Source organism: Pseudomonas putida (assembly GCF_028682635.1).
GTDB classification, from domain to species: Bacteria; Pseudomonadota; Gammaproteobacteria; order Pseudomonadales; family Pseudomonadaceae; genus Aquipseudomonas; species Aquipseudomonas putida_AE.
In genome coordinates, this window is record NZ_JANHLK010000020.1 from 96177 (window position 1) to 112197 (window position 16021).

At 63.8% G+C, this 16021-nt stretch carries 18 protein-coding genes; all 18 read left to right on the forward strand.

Annotation, left to right across the window (positions count from 1 at the left end; translation table 11 throughout):
- The first annotated feature begins 46 nt into the window (after window positions 1-46).
- The 18 genes from NPS56_RS22510 to NPS56_RS22595 all read left to right on the forward strand — a co-directional run bounded on the left by NPS56_RS22510 (window position 47) and on the right by NPS56_RS22595 (window position 15670).
- Window positions 47-1999 carry a YncE family protein gene (locus NPS56_RS22510; RefSeq protein ID WP_274076663.1) on the forward strand — a complete coding sequence of 651 codons (1953 nt, stop codon included), beginning with the start codon at window positions 47-49 and terminating at the stop codon, window positions 1997-1999.
- Between the two features lie 13 nt (window positions 2000-2012).
- Window positions 2013-2681 (forward strand): SCO family protein, encoded by a 669-nt coding sequence (locus NPS56_RS22515; protein WP_274076664.1) that lies wholly within the window; start codon window positions 2013-2015, stop codon window positions 2679-2681.
- A complete protein-coding gene (locus tag NPS56_RS22520; protein WP_274076665.1) occupies window positions 2678-3310 on the forward strand; it encodes an SCO family protein in 633 nt (210 codons plus the stop codon). Before NPS56_RS22515 ends, NPS56_RS22520 begins: the two co-directional genes overlap by 4 nt.
- A gap of 9 nt (window positions 3311-3319) precedes the next feature.
- On the forward strand, window positions 3320-4870 hold the full coding sequence (locus NPS56_RS22525; protein WP_274076666.1) for an ABC transporter substrate-binding protein: 1551 nt from the start codon (window positions 3320-3322) through the stop codon (window positions 4868-4870).
- Between the two features lie 14 nt (window positions 4871-4884).
- Entirely contained in the window at window positions 4885-5838 is a 954-nt protein-coding gene (locus NPS56_RS22530; RefSeq protein WP_274076667.1) for a peptidylprolyl isomerase, read from the forward strand.
- A 220-nt stretch (window positions 5839-6058) separates the two neighbouring features.
- Window positions 6059-6592 (forward strand): response regulator, encoded by a 534-nt coding sequence (locus NPS56_RS22535; RefSeq protein ID WP_274076668.1) that lies wholly within the window; start codon window positions 6059-6061, stop codon window positions 6590-6592.
- Between the two features lie 84 nt (window positions 6593-6676).
- On the forward strand, window positions 6677-8383 hold the full coding sequence (locus NPS56_RS22540) for a GspE/PulE family protein (RefSeq protein ID WP_274076669.1): 1707 nt from the start codon (window positions 6677-6679) through the stop codon (window positions 8381-8383).
- Window positions 8364-9167: a hypothetical protein gene (locus NPS56_RS22545; protein WP_274076670.1), complete on the forward strand. Its 804-nt coding sequence runs from the start codon at window positions 8364-8366 to the stop codon at window positions 9165-9167. The genes NPS56_RS22540 and NPS56_RS22545 overlap by 20 nt, the downstream gene beginning before the upstream one ends.
- Window position 9168: 1 nt before the next feature.
- Window positions 9169-9714 carry a PilN domain-containing protein gene (locus tag NPS56_RS22550; protein WP_274076671.1) on the forward strand — a complete coding sequence of 182 codons (546 nt, stop codon included), beginning with the start codon at window positions 9169-9171 and terminating at the stop codon, window positions 9712-9714.
- Complete coding sequence (locus tag NPS56_RS22555) at window positions 9701-10249, forward strand: GspMb/PilO family protein (RefSeq protein ID WP_274076672.1); 549 nt, start codon at window positions 9701-9703, stop codon at window positions 10247-10249. Before NPS56_RS22550 ends, NPS56_RS22555 begins: the two co-directional genes overlap by 14 nt.
- Window positions 10249-10767 carry a hypothetical protein gene (locus NPS56_RS22560; RefSeq protein ID WP_274076673.1) on the forward strand — a complete coding sequence of 173 codons (519 nt, stop codon included), beginning with the start codon at window positions 10249-10251 and terminating at the stop codon, window positions 10765-10767. Before NPS56_RS22555 ends, NPS56_RS22560 begins: the two co-directional genes overlap by 1 nt.
- Entirely contained in the window at window positions 10764-12596 is a 1833-nt protein-coding gene (locus NPS56_RS22565) for a secretin N-terminal domain-containing protein (protein WP_274076674.1), read from the forward strand. The genes NPS56_RS22560 and NPS56_RS22565 overlap by 4 nt, the downstream gene beginning before the upstream one ends.
- A 2-nt stretch (window positions 12597-12598) precedes the next feature.
- Window positions 12599-13072 (forward strand): type II secretion system protein, encoded by a 474-nt coding sequence (locus NPS56_RS22570; protein WP_046815448.1) that lies wholly within the window; start codon window positions 12599-12601, stop codon window positions 13070-13072.
- A gap of 4 nt (window positions 13073-13076) precedes the next feature.
- A complete protein-coding gene (locus NPS56_RS22575) occupies window positions 13077-13451 on the forward strand; it encodes a type II secretion system protein (protein WP_274076676.1) in 375 nt (124 codons plus the stop codon).
- Window positions 13426-13965 (forward strand): type II secretion system protein, encoded by a 540-nt coding sequence (locus NPS56_RS22580; RefSeq protein WP_274076677.1) that lies wholly within the window; start codon window positions 13426-13428, stop codon window positions 13963-13965. The genes NPS56_RS22575 and NPS56_RS22580 overlap by 26 nt, the downstream gene beginning before the upstream one ends.
- A complete protein-coding gene (gene csgE / locus NPS56_RS22585) occupies window positions 13962-14351 on the forward strand; it encodes a curli production assembly/transport protein CsgE (protein WP_274076678.1) in 390 nt (129 codons plus the stop codon). The genes NPS56_RS22580 and csgE overlap by 4 nt, the downstream gene beginning before the upstream one ends.
- On the forward strand, window positions 14348-14767 hold the full coding sequence (locus NPS56_RS22590) for a curli assembly protein CsgF (protein ID WP_274076679.1): 420 nt from the start codon (window positions 14348-14350) through the stop codon (window positions 14765-14767). Before csgE ends, NPS56_RS22590 begins: the two co-directional genes overlap by 4 nt.
- A 30-nt stretch (window positions 14768-14797) precedes the next feature.
- Window positions 14798-15670 carry a CsgG/HfaB family protein gene (locus NPS56_RS22595; RefSeq protein ID WP_274076680.1) on the forward strand — a complete coding sequence of 291 codons (873 nt, stop codon included), beginning with the start codon at window positions 14798-14800 and terminating at the stop codon, window positions 15668-15670.
- Window positions 15671-16021 lie beyond the last annotated feature (351 nt).

Sequence of the window (16021 nt, forward strand, 5' to 3'; positions counted from 1 at the left end):
CAGGGGGGCGCGGTGAGGCAGGGATAGATCTGAAGGGGAGAGTGACATGAACAGGACCATCAAAATCGCCAGCGTGGCGCTGATCGTCGGGGTCGCGCTGATCTGGTTCGGGGTGTGGCGCACATCGCCACCGACCCTGCTCAGCGACATTGCGCTACCCGACACCTGGAGCGACCAGACCCTTGAACGCGACGGCGTGTCGGTGGCCCTGGAAGTACGGCCGCTGGCCGAAGGCGGCGTGTTGCGCGAGGGTGAGTTTGCCGACGTGCGTTTCAAGGTCACCGACAAGGCGTCCGGCCAACCGCTGGCGGGCATCGCCCCCGGCGCCTGGATTGACCCGGAAACCGTTGCTGCCGACCAGGCCCAGGGCCGCGAACAGAGCTGCAAGGCCCGGGTCGGGGTGTTCCTCAAGTCGAGTATCGGCGCACGGCCGCTGCTCGATCTCAACAGCTATTTCCTGATGGTGATGAACCGTGATGCCAGCGTCTCGGTGGTCGACCCGTCAGTCTCGGTGGGCGGTATCACCAGCACCCTGACCCGCATCGACATCAAGCAACCGCCGATGGATTGGGTCACCCCCAGGGACAACAAGCGGGTATTCGTGTCGATGCCGACGGCGGGCGAAGTCGCGGTGATCGACAGTGAGCAATTCAAGCTGATCGACTCGGTGGCCGCCGGGAGTAACCCGGTGCGCGTGGCCTTGCAACCGGACGAGCGCCTGCTGTGGGTGGGCAACAATGCTCCGTCGGCCGAGCAATCCGGGGTCACGGTGATCGACACCGCCACGCTCAAGACCCTCAAGCACCTGGCCACCGGCAGCGGCCACCACGAGATCGCCTTCAGCAAGGACAGCCGTTTTGCCTTTGTCACCAACCGCGACGACGGCACCGTCAGCCTCATCGATATCGCCAGCCTGACCATCGCCAAGCAGCTCAAGACCGGTTCGCACCCGCTGTCGGTGGCGTACTCGCCACTGTCCGACGCGGCCTATGTGGCCGATGGCAAGGACGGCACGGTGACCGTGGTCGATGCCGCGAGCCAGTCGGTGCGGCGGGTGATCAAGGTCAAGCAGGGCCTTGGCCCCATGGGCTTCAGCGCCGACGGGCGTTTCGGCATCGTGCTCAATACCCTGGAGAACCAGGCCGCGGTGATCGATGCGGCCAACGATGCGCTGATCCATGAACTGGACGTGTCCGCCGAACCCTACCAGGTGGTGTTCACCAAGGCCTATGCCTACGTGCGCGGCCTGGCCTCGGCCAAGGTGACGATGATCAACCTGGCGTCCCTCGGCGAAGGCCGCAAGCCGATCAGCCAGGGTTTCGAAGCCGGGCCGCAGCCACCACGGCTGGCCGGTGACCTGCCCCTGGCGTCGAGCCTGGCGGTGTCGCGGGACGACAACGCGGTGTTTGTGGTCAACCCGGTGGACAACACCACCTACTTCTATGCCGAAGGCATGAACGCGCCGATGTCCGGCTACCCCAATCGCGGGCAGGTGGCGCGGGCAGCACTGGTCATCGACCGCAGCCTGCGCGAGGTCGAACCGGGGCTGTACAGCTCGCGGATCAAGCTGCCGGCGGCGGGGCGCTTCGACGTGGCGTTCCTGCTCAACCAGCCCAACATCATCCATTGCTTCAGCGCCGTGGTGGAGACCAACGACAAACTCCCGCCCGTCGCCGGCGTGCCGAAAGTGGAGTTCATGCTCGACAAGACCACGGCCGCTTTGGGCAGCCCTTATGTCGTGCGCTTTCGTATCGTCCAGGGCAAGCAGAAGGTCCAGCGCAGCGGGGTCAAGGACGTGCAGGTGCGTTACTTCCTCGCGCCGAGTTCACGGCCCCAGCACGTCGCAGCACGGGACGTCGGCAATGGCATTTATGAAGCCCCGGTCACCCTTGACCAAAAAGGCGCCTGGTACCTGCACGTGCGTGCGGCGTCCCTGGGCGCGAATTTCGACGACCAGACTTTTGCCAGCGTTCGGGTAACCCCAGGCATTGCTCATTGAAGAGGACATCGACATGAACCGATTCGCACATCATGGACTGCTGACGATCTGCCTGTTGGCCTGCTCGTTGGAATTAGCCATCGGCCAGGCCCTGGCCCACTCGGTAGACGAACATGCCGGCCACACCCAGGCGGCCAAGAGCACCAGTTCCGAGACCGCCCAGGTCAAGTTTGCCGACGTCGCGCTGGTGGACCAGAGCGGCAAGACCGTGCGCCTGGAAAAAGACCTGGTGGCCAACAAGATCGTGGTCATGAGCTTCATCTACACCAGTTGCACCACGGTCTGCCCGGTGGTGTCCTCGATCATGGGCAAGGTGCAGAAACAGCTGGGTGCGCGGGTCGGCACCGAGGTGCAGTTGGTGTCGATCAGCATCGACCCACAGCGCGACGACGCCAAGCGCCTCAACGACTACGCCCGCGCCTTCCAGAACGGCCCGGGCTGGAGCTGGCTGACCGGTTCCACGCAGTCGGTCAACGAAACCCTCAAGGGTTTGGGCAGCTTCAGTGGCGACTTCAAGAACCATGCGCCGCTGATCCTGGTGGGGGACGGCAACAGTCGCCACTGGACCCGCTACTACGGCTTCACCGACCCGAACATATTGACCCGGCAGGTGGAGAAGCTCAGCGGTGAACGCAACACCCATGCCAAACACACCGCCATCGCCATGGAGCATCAGCCATGAGACTTCTCCACGGGTTCGCCCTGAGCCTCTGCGCCTGCCTCGCCAGCGCCCTGGCCATGGCCCACGAAGGGCATGCACCCGCGGCGCCTGCCGCCGATACGGTGGCGGCCACCGCCCAGCCGACCGCTGGCACCCGCGATGCCAAGACCTGGTTCACCGATACGCCGTTGCAGGACCAGAACGGCAATACCCTGCGTTTCTACAGCGACGCGCTGGAAAACCGCGTGGTGCTGCTCAATGTGATTTTCACCAGTTGCACCGATGCCTGCCCGTTGATCACCCAGAAGCTCAAGCAAGTGCGCGAAGTGCTGGGCGACAAGGCGGACGGCATCACCTTTATCTCCCTTACCAGTGATCCGCTGCGGGACACCCCGGCGGTACTCAAGGCTTACACCTTGAAGCAGGGCGTCGATGAGCCCCACTGGCTTTTTCTTACCGGCGACAAAGCGCAGATGGACCTGGTCCTGGGCCGTATCGGCCAGGTCATACCGTCCCCCGAGCAGCACTCCACCCAGCTGATCGTCGGTGACGTGGCGAACAAGCGCTGGAGCAAGATCCGTCCCGATGCCCCGGCCGCCGCCATTGCCCAGCGCTTGCAGTTGCTGGCAATGCCCGTGGCCGGTCGCTGAGCCAGGGCCATGAAAAACGCCCTGATCCTCGGCCTGCTTCTCCTCGGCGGCATCAGCCTGAGCGCCCAGGCATTAACGCTGACGCCCAGCGAAAGCGCGGGCAAGCGGCTGTACCGCGAAGGTGTCTCCGCCAAAGGTGAGCCGATCATGGCCCGGATCGGCGCGGCGGGCATGCTGCTGCCGGCCACCAGCGTGCCCTGCGCCAACTGCCACGGCAGCGATGGCCTGGGGCGCCCGGAAGGCGGGGTGCGCCCGCCGGACCTGAGCTGGTCGCGGCTGACCAGCACCTACGGCCAGCAGCAGATCAACGGACGTGCCTACCCAGCCTACACCGAGGGCACTGTGGCCCGTGCGATCCAGGAGGGGCGTGACTCGGGCAACAACCGGCTGGATTCGGCGATGCCGCGGTTCGTCCTGTCGATGAGCGATCAACGCAACCTGACGGCCTACCTCAAGCGCCTGGCTGATGAGCGCGATCCGGGCCTGAGCCCCGACAGCCTGCACCTGGGCACCTTGCTGCCGAGCACTGGCGTGTTGGGCGAGGAGGGCACCACGGTGGCGGCGGTGCTGCGGGGCAGCGTGGCGCGGATCAACGAAGCGGGCGGGATCCATGGCCGGCAGTTGCGCCTGACCATCCTCGATCCCGGTCCCGACCGTGTCAGCGCCGAGCATGCGCTCGACCAGTTGATCGAACAGGAACAGGTGTTCGCCCTGGTCGCACCGCTGGTGCCGGCGCTGGATAACGAACTGGCCCCGCGCCTGGAGCAGGCCGGCGTGCCCCTGATCGGGCCGCTGTCGTTGCAGGGCACGGCCCAGGCCAGTCGGCAGATTTTCGAGCCGCTGCCGGGGCTGCGCGAACAGATGATTGCCCTGGCCAACTACGCCGCCACCAGCCTGCGCGTGCTGCAGGGCCCGACGCTGATCGCCTACCCGAACGAGCCGGGCCAGCGCCTGGCGGCGGAGAAACTTGCCCAATACCTGCAGGACAACGCCTGGCAGAAAGTGCGCCTGCAACCCTACGAGACGGCGCAGGACGAGTTGCCACTGGGCTCGCGCTCGGTGTTCTACATGGGCAGCAGTGGCGGCTTCAGTCGTTTGGCCGCGCGCTTGCAGACCGCGGGCCAGGTGCCTTATCTGTTCGCCGCCTCGAACCAGGTGGCGGGGGATCTGATGCAGGTGCCCAGCGGGTTTTCCCGGCGGGTGTTCCTGGCGTATCCGTTCGTGCCCAGCGACTGGACGCGCACCGGGCGCACCGCCCTGACCCAATTGCGCGAACGCCAGAAGCTCGGCGGCGAACACGCGGTGCTGCAGGTCGGGGCCTACAGTTCGATGCTGCTGCTCAGCGAGGGCATGAAGCAGGCGGGGCGCGATGCCAGCCGGGAAAAACTCATCAATGCCCTGGAAGGCCTGCACGACTTCGATACCGGCCTGACCCCGCTGATCAGTTTCGGGCCGGGCCGACGCCTGGGCCTGAGCGGCGCCCATGTGGTCACCGTGGACCTGCCCGACCAGCGCTTCTATCTGGTCGCCCCCTACAAACCCATTGCCGCCACGCCCTGATCCGGAGGCCGAAGATGAAACTCACGACTGTAATGGTGCTGTTGACCCTGTGGGTGCCCGCCGCGTTTTGCAGCAATGGCCCGGCCGTGGCACGGGTCAATGGCGAGGAAATTTCCCAGCTACGCCTGGAGCGCTATTTCGCCGAATACCTGGAGGATCAGGGCCGGGCGGTCGCCAGCATCCGCAGCCCCAGCGCCTACAAACAGCTGCGCACGGCGGCGCTGGATGCACTGATCGACAAGGAACTGCTGTGGCAGGAGGCGCTCAAGCGCGGGGTGGTGATCAGCGATGCCACGGTGCAAGCCCAGGTGGACCAGACCCGCCAGGCCATGGGTGGCCCACAGGTGTTCGCCCGGCGCCTGGAAGACGCCGGTTTCGATGAGGCTTCTTACATCGAGTACACCCGCCGCGACCTGGCGGCGCAGCAGATGTTTACTGAACTCACGAGGGTCGTCGAGCCGGACGAAAAAGAGGTGCGGGCGTTCTATCAGGAGCACCGCGCCGAGATGAACCGTCCCGAGGAAATCCAGGTCAGGCATATCCTGATAAAAGTGCCTCAGGGGGCGGACGCTTCCACAGTCGAAGCCGCGAGACTACGCTTGCAGGCACTGCACACGAGCATCCGTGAAGGCGCCGATTTTGCCAGCGTCGCTCGTAGCGGTTCCGAAGACGCTTCGGCCAGCGCCGGCGGCGACCTGGGTTACTTTGCCCGGGGGCGCATGATGCCGGAGTTCGAAGCCGCAGCCTTTGCCCTCAAACCCGGGTCCGTCAGCGAGCCGGTGCGCACGGCGGTGGGCTGGCATTTGATCCTGTTGGAGAACCGAATGGAGGCCGCCGATGTCACACAAGAGCAGGGACTTGAAATGGTTCGGGCCTACCTTGCCCGACAGAAACAGGTCCAGGCGCGTCTGCAGGCGCTGGCGCAGCTGCGCGCAAGCAACAGCATCGAAAGAATTGACGATCAATGAGCTTTCCCCAACAGTGGGGGAAAGCTTCGCTGCACGTCCGTTCGCTTTCCCCCGCTTTTGGGGGGTGGGGCATGTGGACGAAACGGCATTGCTTTTAAATTCAAGGACATGAATACATAAAATTACCGGCACTCAGCCTGGCATGAAGTGTGCGTTAGACCTATCAAGGCGCGCACTCCGCCAGGTTCGGTACTCGGACCTGGGGTTCAAGGAGTCCACCTTGTTAAACAAAGTACTGGTTGTTGAAGACGAACAACTTCTTGCAGAAAACCTCCAGGGTTACCTGCAGGCGCAAGGGTTGGAAGTCCGGATTGCTCACGACGGTGCGCAAGGAATCGCTGAAGCCGGCGACTTCGCACCCGATGTGATGGTGTTCGATTACCGCTTGCCCGATATGGAAGGCTTTGAGGTGCTCGATGCCGTCCGCCAGAACAGGAAGTGTCATTTTGTGCTGATCACGGGGCACCCCACCGCAGAGGTTTGCGAAAGGGCCCGGCAACTGGAAGTCAGCCATATCCTGTTCAAACCCTTTCCGATGGCGGAACTGGCGCGTGCAGTGCTTGATCTTCTGGGGCGACAGCGCGAACCCAACGCGGCGGTGAGCAGTTCCGAAGGCTTTGTCGAACGACGCCAGAGCAGGACCGAGAGTTTCCCGCTGCAGTTGTACGACGGTAGTTGGGTGCTAGCAGATCGCCGACGAAGTACCTCGGCCTCCACAGCGCCAGACGACGAACAATTGCTCACCGGGGAGTAATGGCGCGACAAGAGGTTACGGCACATGCCGCAATTGCTCGCCGCGCCGACAGGGCTCTAAGCCCCGGGTGTTGGAGAGCAAGCCATGGACCGTCTATCCCTTGTCGTCGATGTGCCACCGCTGGACTCTGTACCGACTCGTTTTTCCAGTGAGCAACTGGCCCAGGCCCGTTCCCGGGCCGGCAGTACCGGCGAGCGGATGCTCGAAGCCCTCGGGGTGCTCTGCGAACTGGCCCCCATGCCCTTTATCCAGTGCCTGGGCGCAACCCTTCACTACCCGGTGCTCGACACCGACAGCCTGTTTCAATCGACCCCGGTATTCGACCGGGTCACCCTGGCCCAATGCCTCAAGCGCGAATTCATCCTGCTGCGTCACGCCGACGCGGTCATTGGCGTGTTTGCCGACCCCTTCGACACTGCACGCCTTGCCTGGATCGACGACTGCCTGCACGGCGCGCCGCTGTACCTGGTGCATGCCGACGACCTGAAAGCCTACCTGGCGCGCCACGAAGAGAGCTTCCACGCGGTGGAGTCGCTCAACGCCCAGGCCGACGGCAATACCGAGATCGACACCCTGCAAAGCCTGTCCCTGACCAGCATCAGCGAAGACTCCAGCGTGGTGGTCAAGCTGGTCAACTCGACCCTCTACGACGCGCTGAAGATGCACGCCAGCGATATCCACCTGGGCACCACCGGCAGCGGCCTGGTGATCAAGTACCGCATCGATGGCGTGCTCAACAACATCAGCAAGATCCAGGGCAACGAGTTCGCCGAGCAGGTGATTTCCCGGGTCAAGGTCATGGCCGAACTGGACATCGGCGAAAAACGCGTGCCCCAGGACGGGCGTTTCAAGATCGGCATCAGCGGCCGCCAGATCGACTTCCGGGTGTCGATCATGCCGAGCATTTTCGGCGAGGACGCGGTGCTGCGGGTGCTCGACAAGCAGGACCTGGCCGACAAGGTCTGCGGCGTGCAGTTGCAGGCCCTGGGCTTTGAAGAGGAAACCCTGCGCCAACTGCGCCGCCTGGCCGCCGAACCCTACGGCATGGTGCTGGTCACCGGCCCCACCGGCAGCGGCAAGACCACCACGCTGTACGCGATGATCACCGAGATCAACCACGGCGTGGACAAGATCATCACCATCGAAGACCCGGTCGAATACCAGCTGCCGGGCGTGCTGCAAATCCCGGTCAACGAAAAGAAAGGCCTGACTTTTGCCCGCGGCCTGCGCTCGATCCTGCGCCACGACCCGGACAAGATCATGGTCGGCGAGATCCGCGACCCCGACACCGCGCAGATCGCGGTGCAGTCGGCGCTCACGGGGCACCTGGTGTTCACCACCATCCACGCCAACAACGTGTTCGACGTGATCGGACGCTTCACCCAGATGGAGATCGACCCCTACAGCCTGGTTTCCGCGCTCAATGCGGTATTGGCCCAGCGCCTGATCCGCCTGGTGTGCAGCGCTTGCAGCACGCCGTACACGCCGAGCGAAGAAGAGCTTTCAAGCTCGGGCCTGGACCCGCAACAGGTCGGCCACTACCAGTTCGTCCACGGCAAGGGCTGCGGTCATTGTCGTGGCACCGGCTACCGCGGCCGCAGCGCGATTGCCGAGCTGCTGCACCTGGACGACGAGCTGCGGCAGATGATCGTCGAGCGCCAACCGATTTCGAAAATCAAGGCACACGCCTGCAAACGTGGCTTGCGCCTGCTGCGCGAGTCGGCGCTGGAACTGGTGCAACAAGGCCGGACCACTCTCGAGGAGATCAATCGTGTCACTTTTATCTCGTGAGCGTTATGTCGCCGTGCTCGGCGCCAGCGGTGTCGGCCTCGGTCAGCGTCAAGGTGGCGACACCCTGTGGCTGGGCAGCGTCGGCTTCATCGATGAAGGGTTCATGGCCTGGGCGGTCGCCCTGGAAACCCTCGACCGCCTGCTGGGCGAACATGCCCGCGCCGGTGCCGAGTTGACCGTGGTGGTCTCCGGCCACTTCAGCCGGTTCTGCCTGGTGCCCTGGAGCGAGCAGATCAGCAGCCCCGCCGAGCTGCAGGGGTTTGCCCAGCTGTGCCTGGAAGACCTCTACGGCGCGGCGAACCAACCCTGGGACCTGGTGCTGTCGGCCGAACCCGCCGGTTATGACCGCATCGCTACGGCGCTGCCGCAGGATTTGCTCGAGCGCCTGCGTACCCTGGTCAGCGGCCGTGGCCTGCGCCTGCGCTCGGTGCAACCGTACCTGATGGCGGCGTTCAATCACTTCGACAAAAGCTTCGACGCCGGCGACTTCCTGTTCGTGGTCGCCGAGCCGGTGCGCAGCGTCTTGCTGCTGGCCCGCGATGGCCGCTGGACAGCGGTGCGTTCGGTGGGCAGCAGCGACAGCGATGCCGCACTGAGCGCACTGGTCGGACGCGAATGCCAATTGCAGGCCTCTGCCAGCGAACGGCCGCTGAACGTCTACCTGCACGCACCGGCACGCATCGACTCCCATCCTGAAGTGCCCGGTGTGCACCTGCGCACCCTCGAAGAAGGCCGGACCTGCGTACGCGATTGCCTGTACGTCATGTCCCGGACGGTGGCCTGACATGCGCCCGCTGATGCTCGACTTTCAGCCACGCCGCCGCTCGAGCCCCCTGGGCTGGAGCCTGCTGGCCGGTGGCGTGGTGCTGGCGCTGACCTGCATCGTGTTTGCGCAACACCTCAGCGGTGAGGCCGAACAACAGCAAGGTCACCTGCAAACCACCCAACGGGTGCTCACCGGCGACACCGGCGGCAAGGTCAGCCTGACCCCGGCCGAAACCCGCGAGCAGGCGCAGAACCTGGCCGAGATGCGCAAGGTCTCGCAGCAGTTGCGCCGCCCTTGGGAGCGTCTGTTCGCCACCCTGGAAGCCATGCCCCGGGACAACGTTGCCTTGCTCACCCTGACCCCGGATGCCCGCAAGGGCCAGGTGCGGATCAGCGCCGAGGCGCGCGACCTGGACGCCATGCTCGACTTCCACCGCCGCCTCGAAGCCAGCGACGAGCTCTCCGACGTGTCGTTGCTCAGCCACGAAATCGTCGCCAACGTGCCGGAACACCCGGTGCAATTCAACTTGTCGGCTACCTGGGAGATTGGCGATGCAAATCCCTAGATTGATCGTCCACGAATACCTGCAAAGCCTGGGCGTGCCTGGCCTGGCGGGGCTGGCCATGCTGGTAGTGGCGTTGACCTATGGGCTGTTCGGCCTGTTGCCGGACTGGCAGTCATTGCAGCAGCTGAGCCAGCAGACCCGCGAAGCCCGCGAATACCTGGCCAAGGTCGAAGAGGGTTCGGTCGCCGCACCGGTGGTACCGCAACGTCAGCTCGATGATTTCCGCAGCAAGTTGCCGACCCAGCCCCAGGCTACCGTCGCCATCGACAAGATCTATGCGCTGGCCGCCCAGGAACGCATCACCCTGTCTCGGGGCGAGTACTCCCTGGGCATCGATCCCAAGACCCACCTGGCCCGTTACCAGATCCTGTTGCCGGTGCGGGGCAGCTACCCGCAACTGCGGCGCTTCATGCACGCCTTGCTCGGCCAGTTGCCGGCGGTGGTGGTGGAAGACCTGGAGTTGCAACGCAAGAAGATCGCCGACACCGACCTCAATGGGCGGATCCGCATGACCCTTTACCTGTCGAGGTCATGATGAACAGCAAACGCACTATGGGTTGGGTGGCGTTCCTCGGCGTGGCCGCGGCGCTGACCTGGTTGCCCGACTACTTCAAGCCGGCCGACGACAGCGACCTTGCCGTGGCCGCCGTGGCCACGCCGGCCAAAGGCAAAAAACGTAGCGCGTTGCCAGCGGCGCAAGCCTCCGCTGCGCCCGTGCCGATCAAGGACCTGAGCCCGGCGGGCGACCTGTTCGCCGCGCGCAGCTGGAAGGCCGCGCCAACCCTGGCCAGCGTCACCGAAAAACCGGTCAACGTCGCGCCGGTGGTGCAGGTCCCCACTGCACCGCCGATGCCTTTCCAGTTCATCGGGCGAATCGATGACCGCACCGACCTGCAAGTGTTTTTGCAAAACGGCGAGAAGATCTACGTCGTGCGTAAAGGGGATGTGATCGACGAAACATGGAAGATCGAGGGGATTTCCGATCTGGAACTGAGCCTGGTCTATTTGCCTCTGCATTTGTCCCAGACTTTGTCTGTGGGGAGCGCGCAATGAACAAATCCCGTTTGCTGATGAGCCTCTGTCTCTGTGCCGGGCTGGCTGCGTGCAGCTCGGCGCAGGTCGCCAAGGAAGAAGCCTCCGAGTTGATGGAGCAGGGGCAGTACGAAGCCGGCCTGGCCCGGATCGAGGAGGGCTTGCGGGAAAACCCTCGCGACACCGAACTGCACATCGCCCTCAACAGCTCCCGTGCCCGGGCGATCACGGCACTGCTGACCCAGGCCGACATGGACCGCACCCAGCGTGATTTCGCGTCGGCCCGCATGGCCTACGGCCGGGTGTTGACCATCGAACCGAACAACCGCCGCGCCCAGGACGCCATGCGCCAACTCGAACACATGCGCAGCCTCGACGAGAAACTCGAACTGGCCCGCGGCGACCTGCGCCGCGGCGACATCTACGGCGCCGAGCGTCAGGTCAAACAGATTCTCGAACTGGACCCGAACAACGAAGGCGCCCTGGAACTGCAGAGCAATATCCGCCTGGTGCAGAGCCGCAACGTGGTGGCCTATCCGCAACTGCGCACCCGCCTGGACAAACCGGTGACCCTGGAATTTCGCGACGCCAACCTCAAGACCATCTTCGAAGTGCTGTCCCAGGTCGCCGGCTTGAACTTCATCTTCGACAAGGACCTGCGCCCGGACATGAAAGCCACCATCTTCGTGCGTGACGTGCGCATTGAAGACGCTGTGGAACTGCTGCTGCAACAGAACCAGCTGCACCAGAAAGTGGTGAACGAAAACACCCTGCTGATCTACCCGGATTCGCCGCAGAAGCTCAAGGATTACCAGGAACTGGTGATGCGCACCTTCTACCTGACCAGCATCGATGCCAACACCGCGCTGAACATGGTCAAGACCATGCTCAAGACCCGCGACGTGTTCGTCGACGAACGCCTCAATACCCTGACCATGCGCGACACCGGCGACGCCGTGCGCATGGCGGAAAAACTCCTGCAATCCCAGGATCAGTCCAACCCCGAAGTGGTGCTGGAAGTGGAAGTGATGGAAGTCGCCACCCAGCGCATCCTCGACCTTGGCCTGCAATGGCCGAACACCTTCGGCGTGGTCAACAGCGACGGTTCGGCGGTGACCCTGCTCGATCAGCTCAAGGGCATCAACTCCAGCCGGATCACCATCCAGCCGTCGCCACAGGCCAAGATCAACGCCCAGGACAAGGACATCAACACCCTGGCCAGCCCGGTCATCCGCGTCAGCAACCGCGAACAGGCGCGCATCCACATCGGCCAGCGCGTGCCGATCATCAGCGCCACGTCGGTGCCGTCGACCCAGGGACCGGTGATCACCGAAAGCGTGACTTACCTCGATGTCGGTCTGAAACTGGAAGTGCAGCCCACCGTGCACCTGAACAACGAAGTGGCGATCAAGGTGGCCCTGGAAGTGAGTAACGCCACGCCCCTGGAGCCGACCCGCCAGGGCACGATTCCGGTCCAGGTCGATACCCGCAACGCGCAGACCACCCTGCGCCTGCATGACGGCGAAACCCAGATCCTCGCCGGCCTGATGCGCAACGACCATGGCAGCACCGGCAACAAGATTCCCGGCCTTGGCGACATTCCTGGCCTGGGTCGCCTGTTCGGCAGCAACAAGGACGACGTCAGCAAATCCGAGCTGGTGCTGTCGATCACCCCGCGGATCGTGCGCAACCTGCCGTACCAGAGCCCGTCGGACATGGAGTTCACCACCGGCACCGAAACCAGCATGCACATCCAGGCGCCGGATCGTTCGAAGGTCGAAGTCGAAGAGGTCAAGACCAATGGCATGAGCGCACCGATCGCGACCACCGTTACCGTCGGGAAGCCTTGATCATGAACGCCTCGCAACGCGGTTTTACCCTGATCGAAGTCGTGGTGACGCTGTCGTTGATCGGCCTGCTTGCCGGCATGGCCGCGCCGCTGACGGAGACCGTGGTGCGCCGGGGCAAAGAGCAGGAACTGCGCACCGCGCTGTACCAGATCCGCGATGCCATCGACGCCTACAAGCGCGCGTTCGACGCCGGTTACATCGAGAAGTCGCTCAACAGCAGCGGCTACCCGCCGAACCTGCAGGTGCTGGTGGAAGGCGTGCGTGATGTGCGCAGCGCCAAGGGTGCCAAGTTCTACTTCCTGCGGCGCGTGCCCCATGACCCGCTGGCACCGGTCAAGCGCGACGACGAAGGCGGCTGGGGCGTGCGCTCCTACGACAGTACGGCTCAGAACCCGCGGGAGGGCGAGGACGTCTTTGACGTTTACTCCAAGGCCCGCGGCAAAGGGCTCAACGGCATCGCCTACCGGGAGTGGTGAGAATATGCGTCGGGAAAAGGGTTTTACCCTGCTGGAACTGATGGTGGTCATGGCAATCATCGCGACCCTGATGACCATCGCCTTGCCACGCTATTTCAACAGCCTGGAGGCCTCCAGGGAGACCACCCTGCGCCAGAGCCTGTCGGCGATGCGCGAAGCCCTGGATCACTATTACGGTGACACCGGACGTTATCCCGATTCAATCGAGCAGCTTGTTGAACAGCGTTACCTGCGCAACCCGCCGATGGACCCGATCACCGAACGCAAGGACGCCTGGGTCATGGTTGCACCGCCTGATGGCGTGGCCGGCGGTGTCGCCGATATCAAGAGTGGTGCCACAGGGAGGGCCCGTGATGGCAGCCTTTATTCCGAGTGGTAAGCCTGCGGGGCAAGACGGCTTCACCTACCTGGGTGTGCTGTTCCTGATCATGGTGATGGGCATGGGCCTGGCCAGTGCCGGCGAGCTGTGGTCCACCGCCTCGCGCCGCGACCGCGAACGCCAGTTGCTGTGGGTTGGCACCCAGTACGCCCAGGCACTGCGCAGCTATTACCGCAGTTCGCCAGGCCTGGCCCAGTACCCCAGGGAACTCGCCGACCTGGTGCAGGACGAGCGTTTTCCCGGCGCCAAGCACCATATCCGCCAGCTGTACCCGGACCCGATTGGCGGCGGCGAATGGTTTCTGATGCGCGGCTTCGACGGACGCATTACCGGCATCAGCAGCCCGTCCACGGACAAGCCCCTGAAGCAGGCGGATTTTCCCAGCCAGTGGTCGGACTTCAACGGCATGGCCAGCTACAAGGACTGGCAGTTCGTGGCCGAGAAAGCCTTCCTCGACGGCGCCTCGGGCCCGGCCAAAGGCCAGTCCGCAGCGTCCCGGGCGGTGCAGCCATGAAGCGCTTCTGCCTGGCCTTGATCCTGGTGTTGAGCACCTCTGTGACCTGGGCCGGTGAAGAGGACGAAATGCTCGGCTTTATCGTCGACGACACGATCTCGCACATCGGCCACGAATTTTATTACTCGTTCAGTGAACGCCTGCGCGCCACCAGTCCGATGGATTTCAACCTGGTGGTACGCGAACGACCTTCGGCTCGCTGGGGCAGCCTGGTGACCGTGGAATTTCAACAACGACTGGTTTACCGGCGCTTCCTGCCGCCGAACACCGTGGAGCTCAAGGACGAGGCCTATGCCGCCGCCGACTGGGTACGCGGGCAGATTGTCCAGCGCAAGCTGGAAGCCTTGTTGCAGGACACCACGGACCTTGAGAGGGACGAACTATGAAAGCGAAAACGTTTTTGCAGCGCGCCGGTGGATGCTTGCTCGGCCTGGGCGCCTGCGCCCTGGCCCAGGGCACGGAACTGGTCTACACGCCCGTCAACCCATCGTTCGGCGGCAACCCGTTGAACGGCACCTGGCTGCTCAACAATGCCCAGGCGCAGAACGACTACGACGATCCCGACTTGAAGGATCGCACCTCGGTGGCCGGGACCTCGGCCCTGGAGCGCTTCAGCGCCCAGTTGCAATCGCGTTTGCTCGGGCAACTGCTGGACAACATCTCCACCGGCAACACGGGGAGCCTGTCCACGGACGCTTTCATCGTCGACGTGGTCGACGACTCCGGTGCGCTGACGATCAACGTCACCGACCGGGCCACGGGCGAAGTTTCGGAAATCCAGGTGAATGGCCTGGCCCCTTGAGGGGATGCGGGTTTATGGGGAGTTAAGGACATGAAAAAAATAATTGCGCTGGGGCTGATGTTGGCGGCATTACAGGGGTGCAGTCTGCGCGAGCCGATGCCGGCCGAACAGGACTCGCAAACCCCGACCCTGACCCCAAGGGCCTCGACTTATTATGACTTGATCAACATGCCACGACCCAAGGGCCGCTTGATGGCGGTGGTCTACGGCTTCCGTGACCAGACCGGGCAATACAAGCCAACCCCGGCCAGCTCGTTCTCCACCAGCGTCACCCAGGGCGCGGCGAGCATGCTGATGGACGCCTTGCAGGCCAGCGGCTGGTTCGTGGTGCTCGAGCGTGAAGGTCTGCAGAACCTGTTGACCGAACGCAAGATCATCCGCGCCTCGCAAAAGAAACCCAACACCCCGGTGAACATCCAGGCGGAACTGCCACCGCTGCAAGCGGCGAACATGATGCTCGAAGGCGGGATCATCGCCTACGACACCAACGTACGTAGCGGCGGGGAAGGGGCGCGCTACCTGGGCATCGACATAGCCCGTGAGTATCGCGTCGACCAGGTCACGGTGAACCTGCGGGCGGTGGACGTGCGCAGCGGCCAGGTGCTGTCCAACGTCATGACCAGCAAGACCATCTACTCCGTGGCCCGCAGTGCCGGGGTATTCAAGTTCATCGAATTCAAGAAACTGCTCGAGGCCGAGGTGGGCTACACCACCAACGAACCGGCGCAGTTGTGTGTTTTGTCGGCGATCGAGGCGGCGGTGGGGCATATGCTGGCCCAGGGGATCGAGCGGCATTTGTGGCAGGTGGCGGGGGATAATTCCCAACCTGCGCAGAACGAGACGCTGGATCGCTACCTGACGCAGAATCGTGTTGTACCTGAAGGTGAGGGAGAGGACGAGTGAACCGGCGCGGCCTTGTAGGAGCTGGCTTGTCCGGTCGCCGCATCGCAGCGATGACGGCGTTACAGCCGACCCGTCTCTCGCGGCGGTACCCGATCCCAACTGTGGGAGCGGGCTTGCTCGCGAAGGCGGCCTTATAGCCGACCAATCGTCCGCGGCTGTCCCCGATCTACTGTAGGAGCCGGCTTGCTGCGGGCGGCGTTCCGACGACGGCGTCCTGACAGCCGACCTATTATTTATTGACCGAGTACATATCCATTCCTGATCCCAAGCGAACGCATTCCCCTGTAGGAGCTGGCTTGCCAGCGAAGCGGCCCGATAGAGCAGCACCAGCCTCAAGGCCGCCTTCGCCGG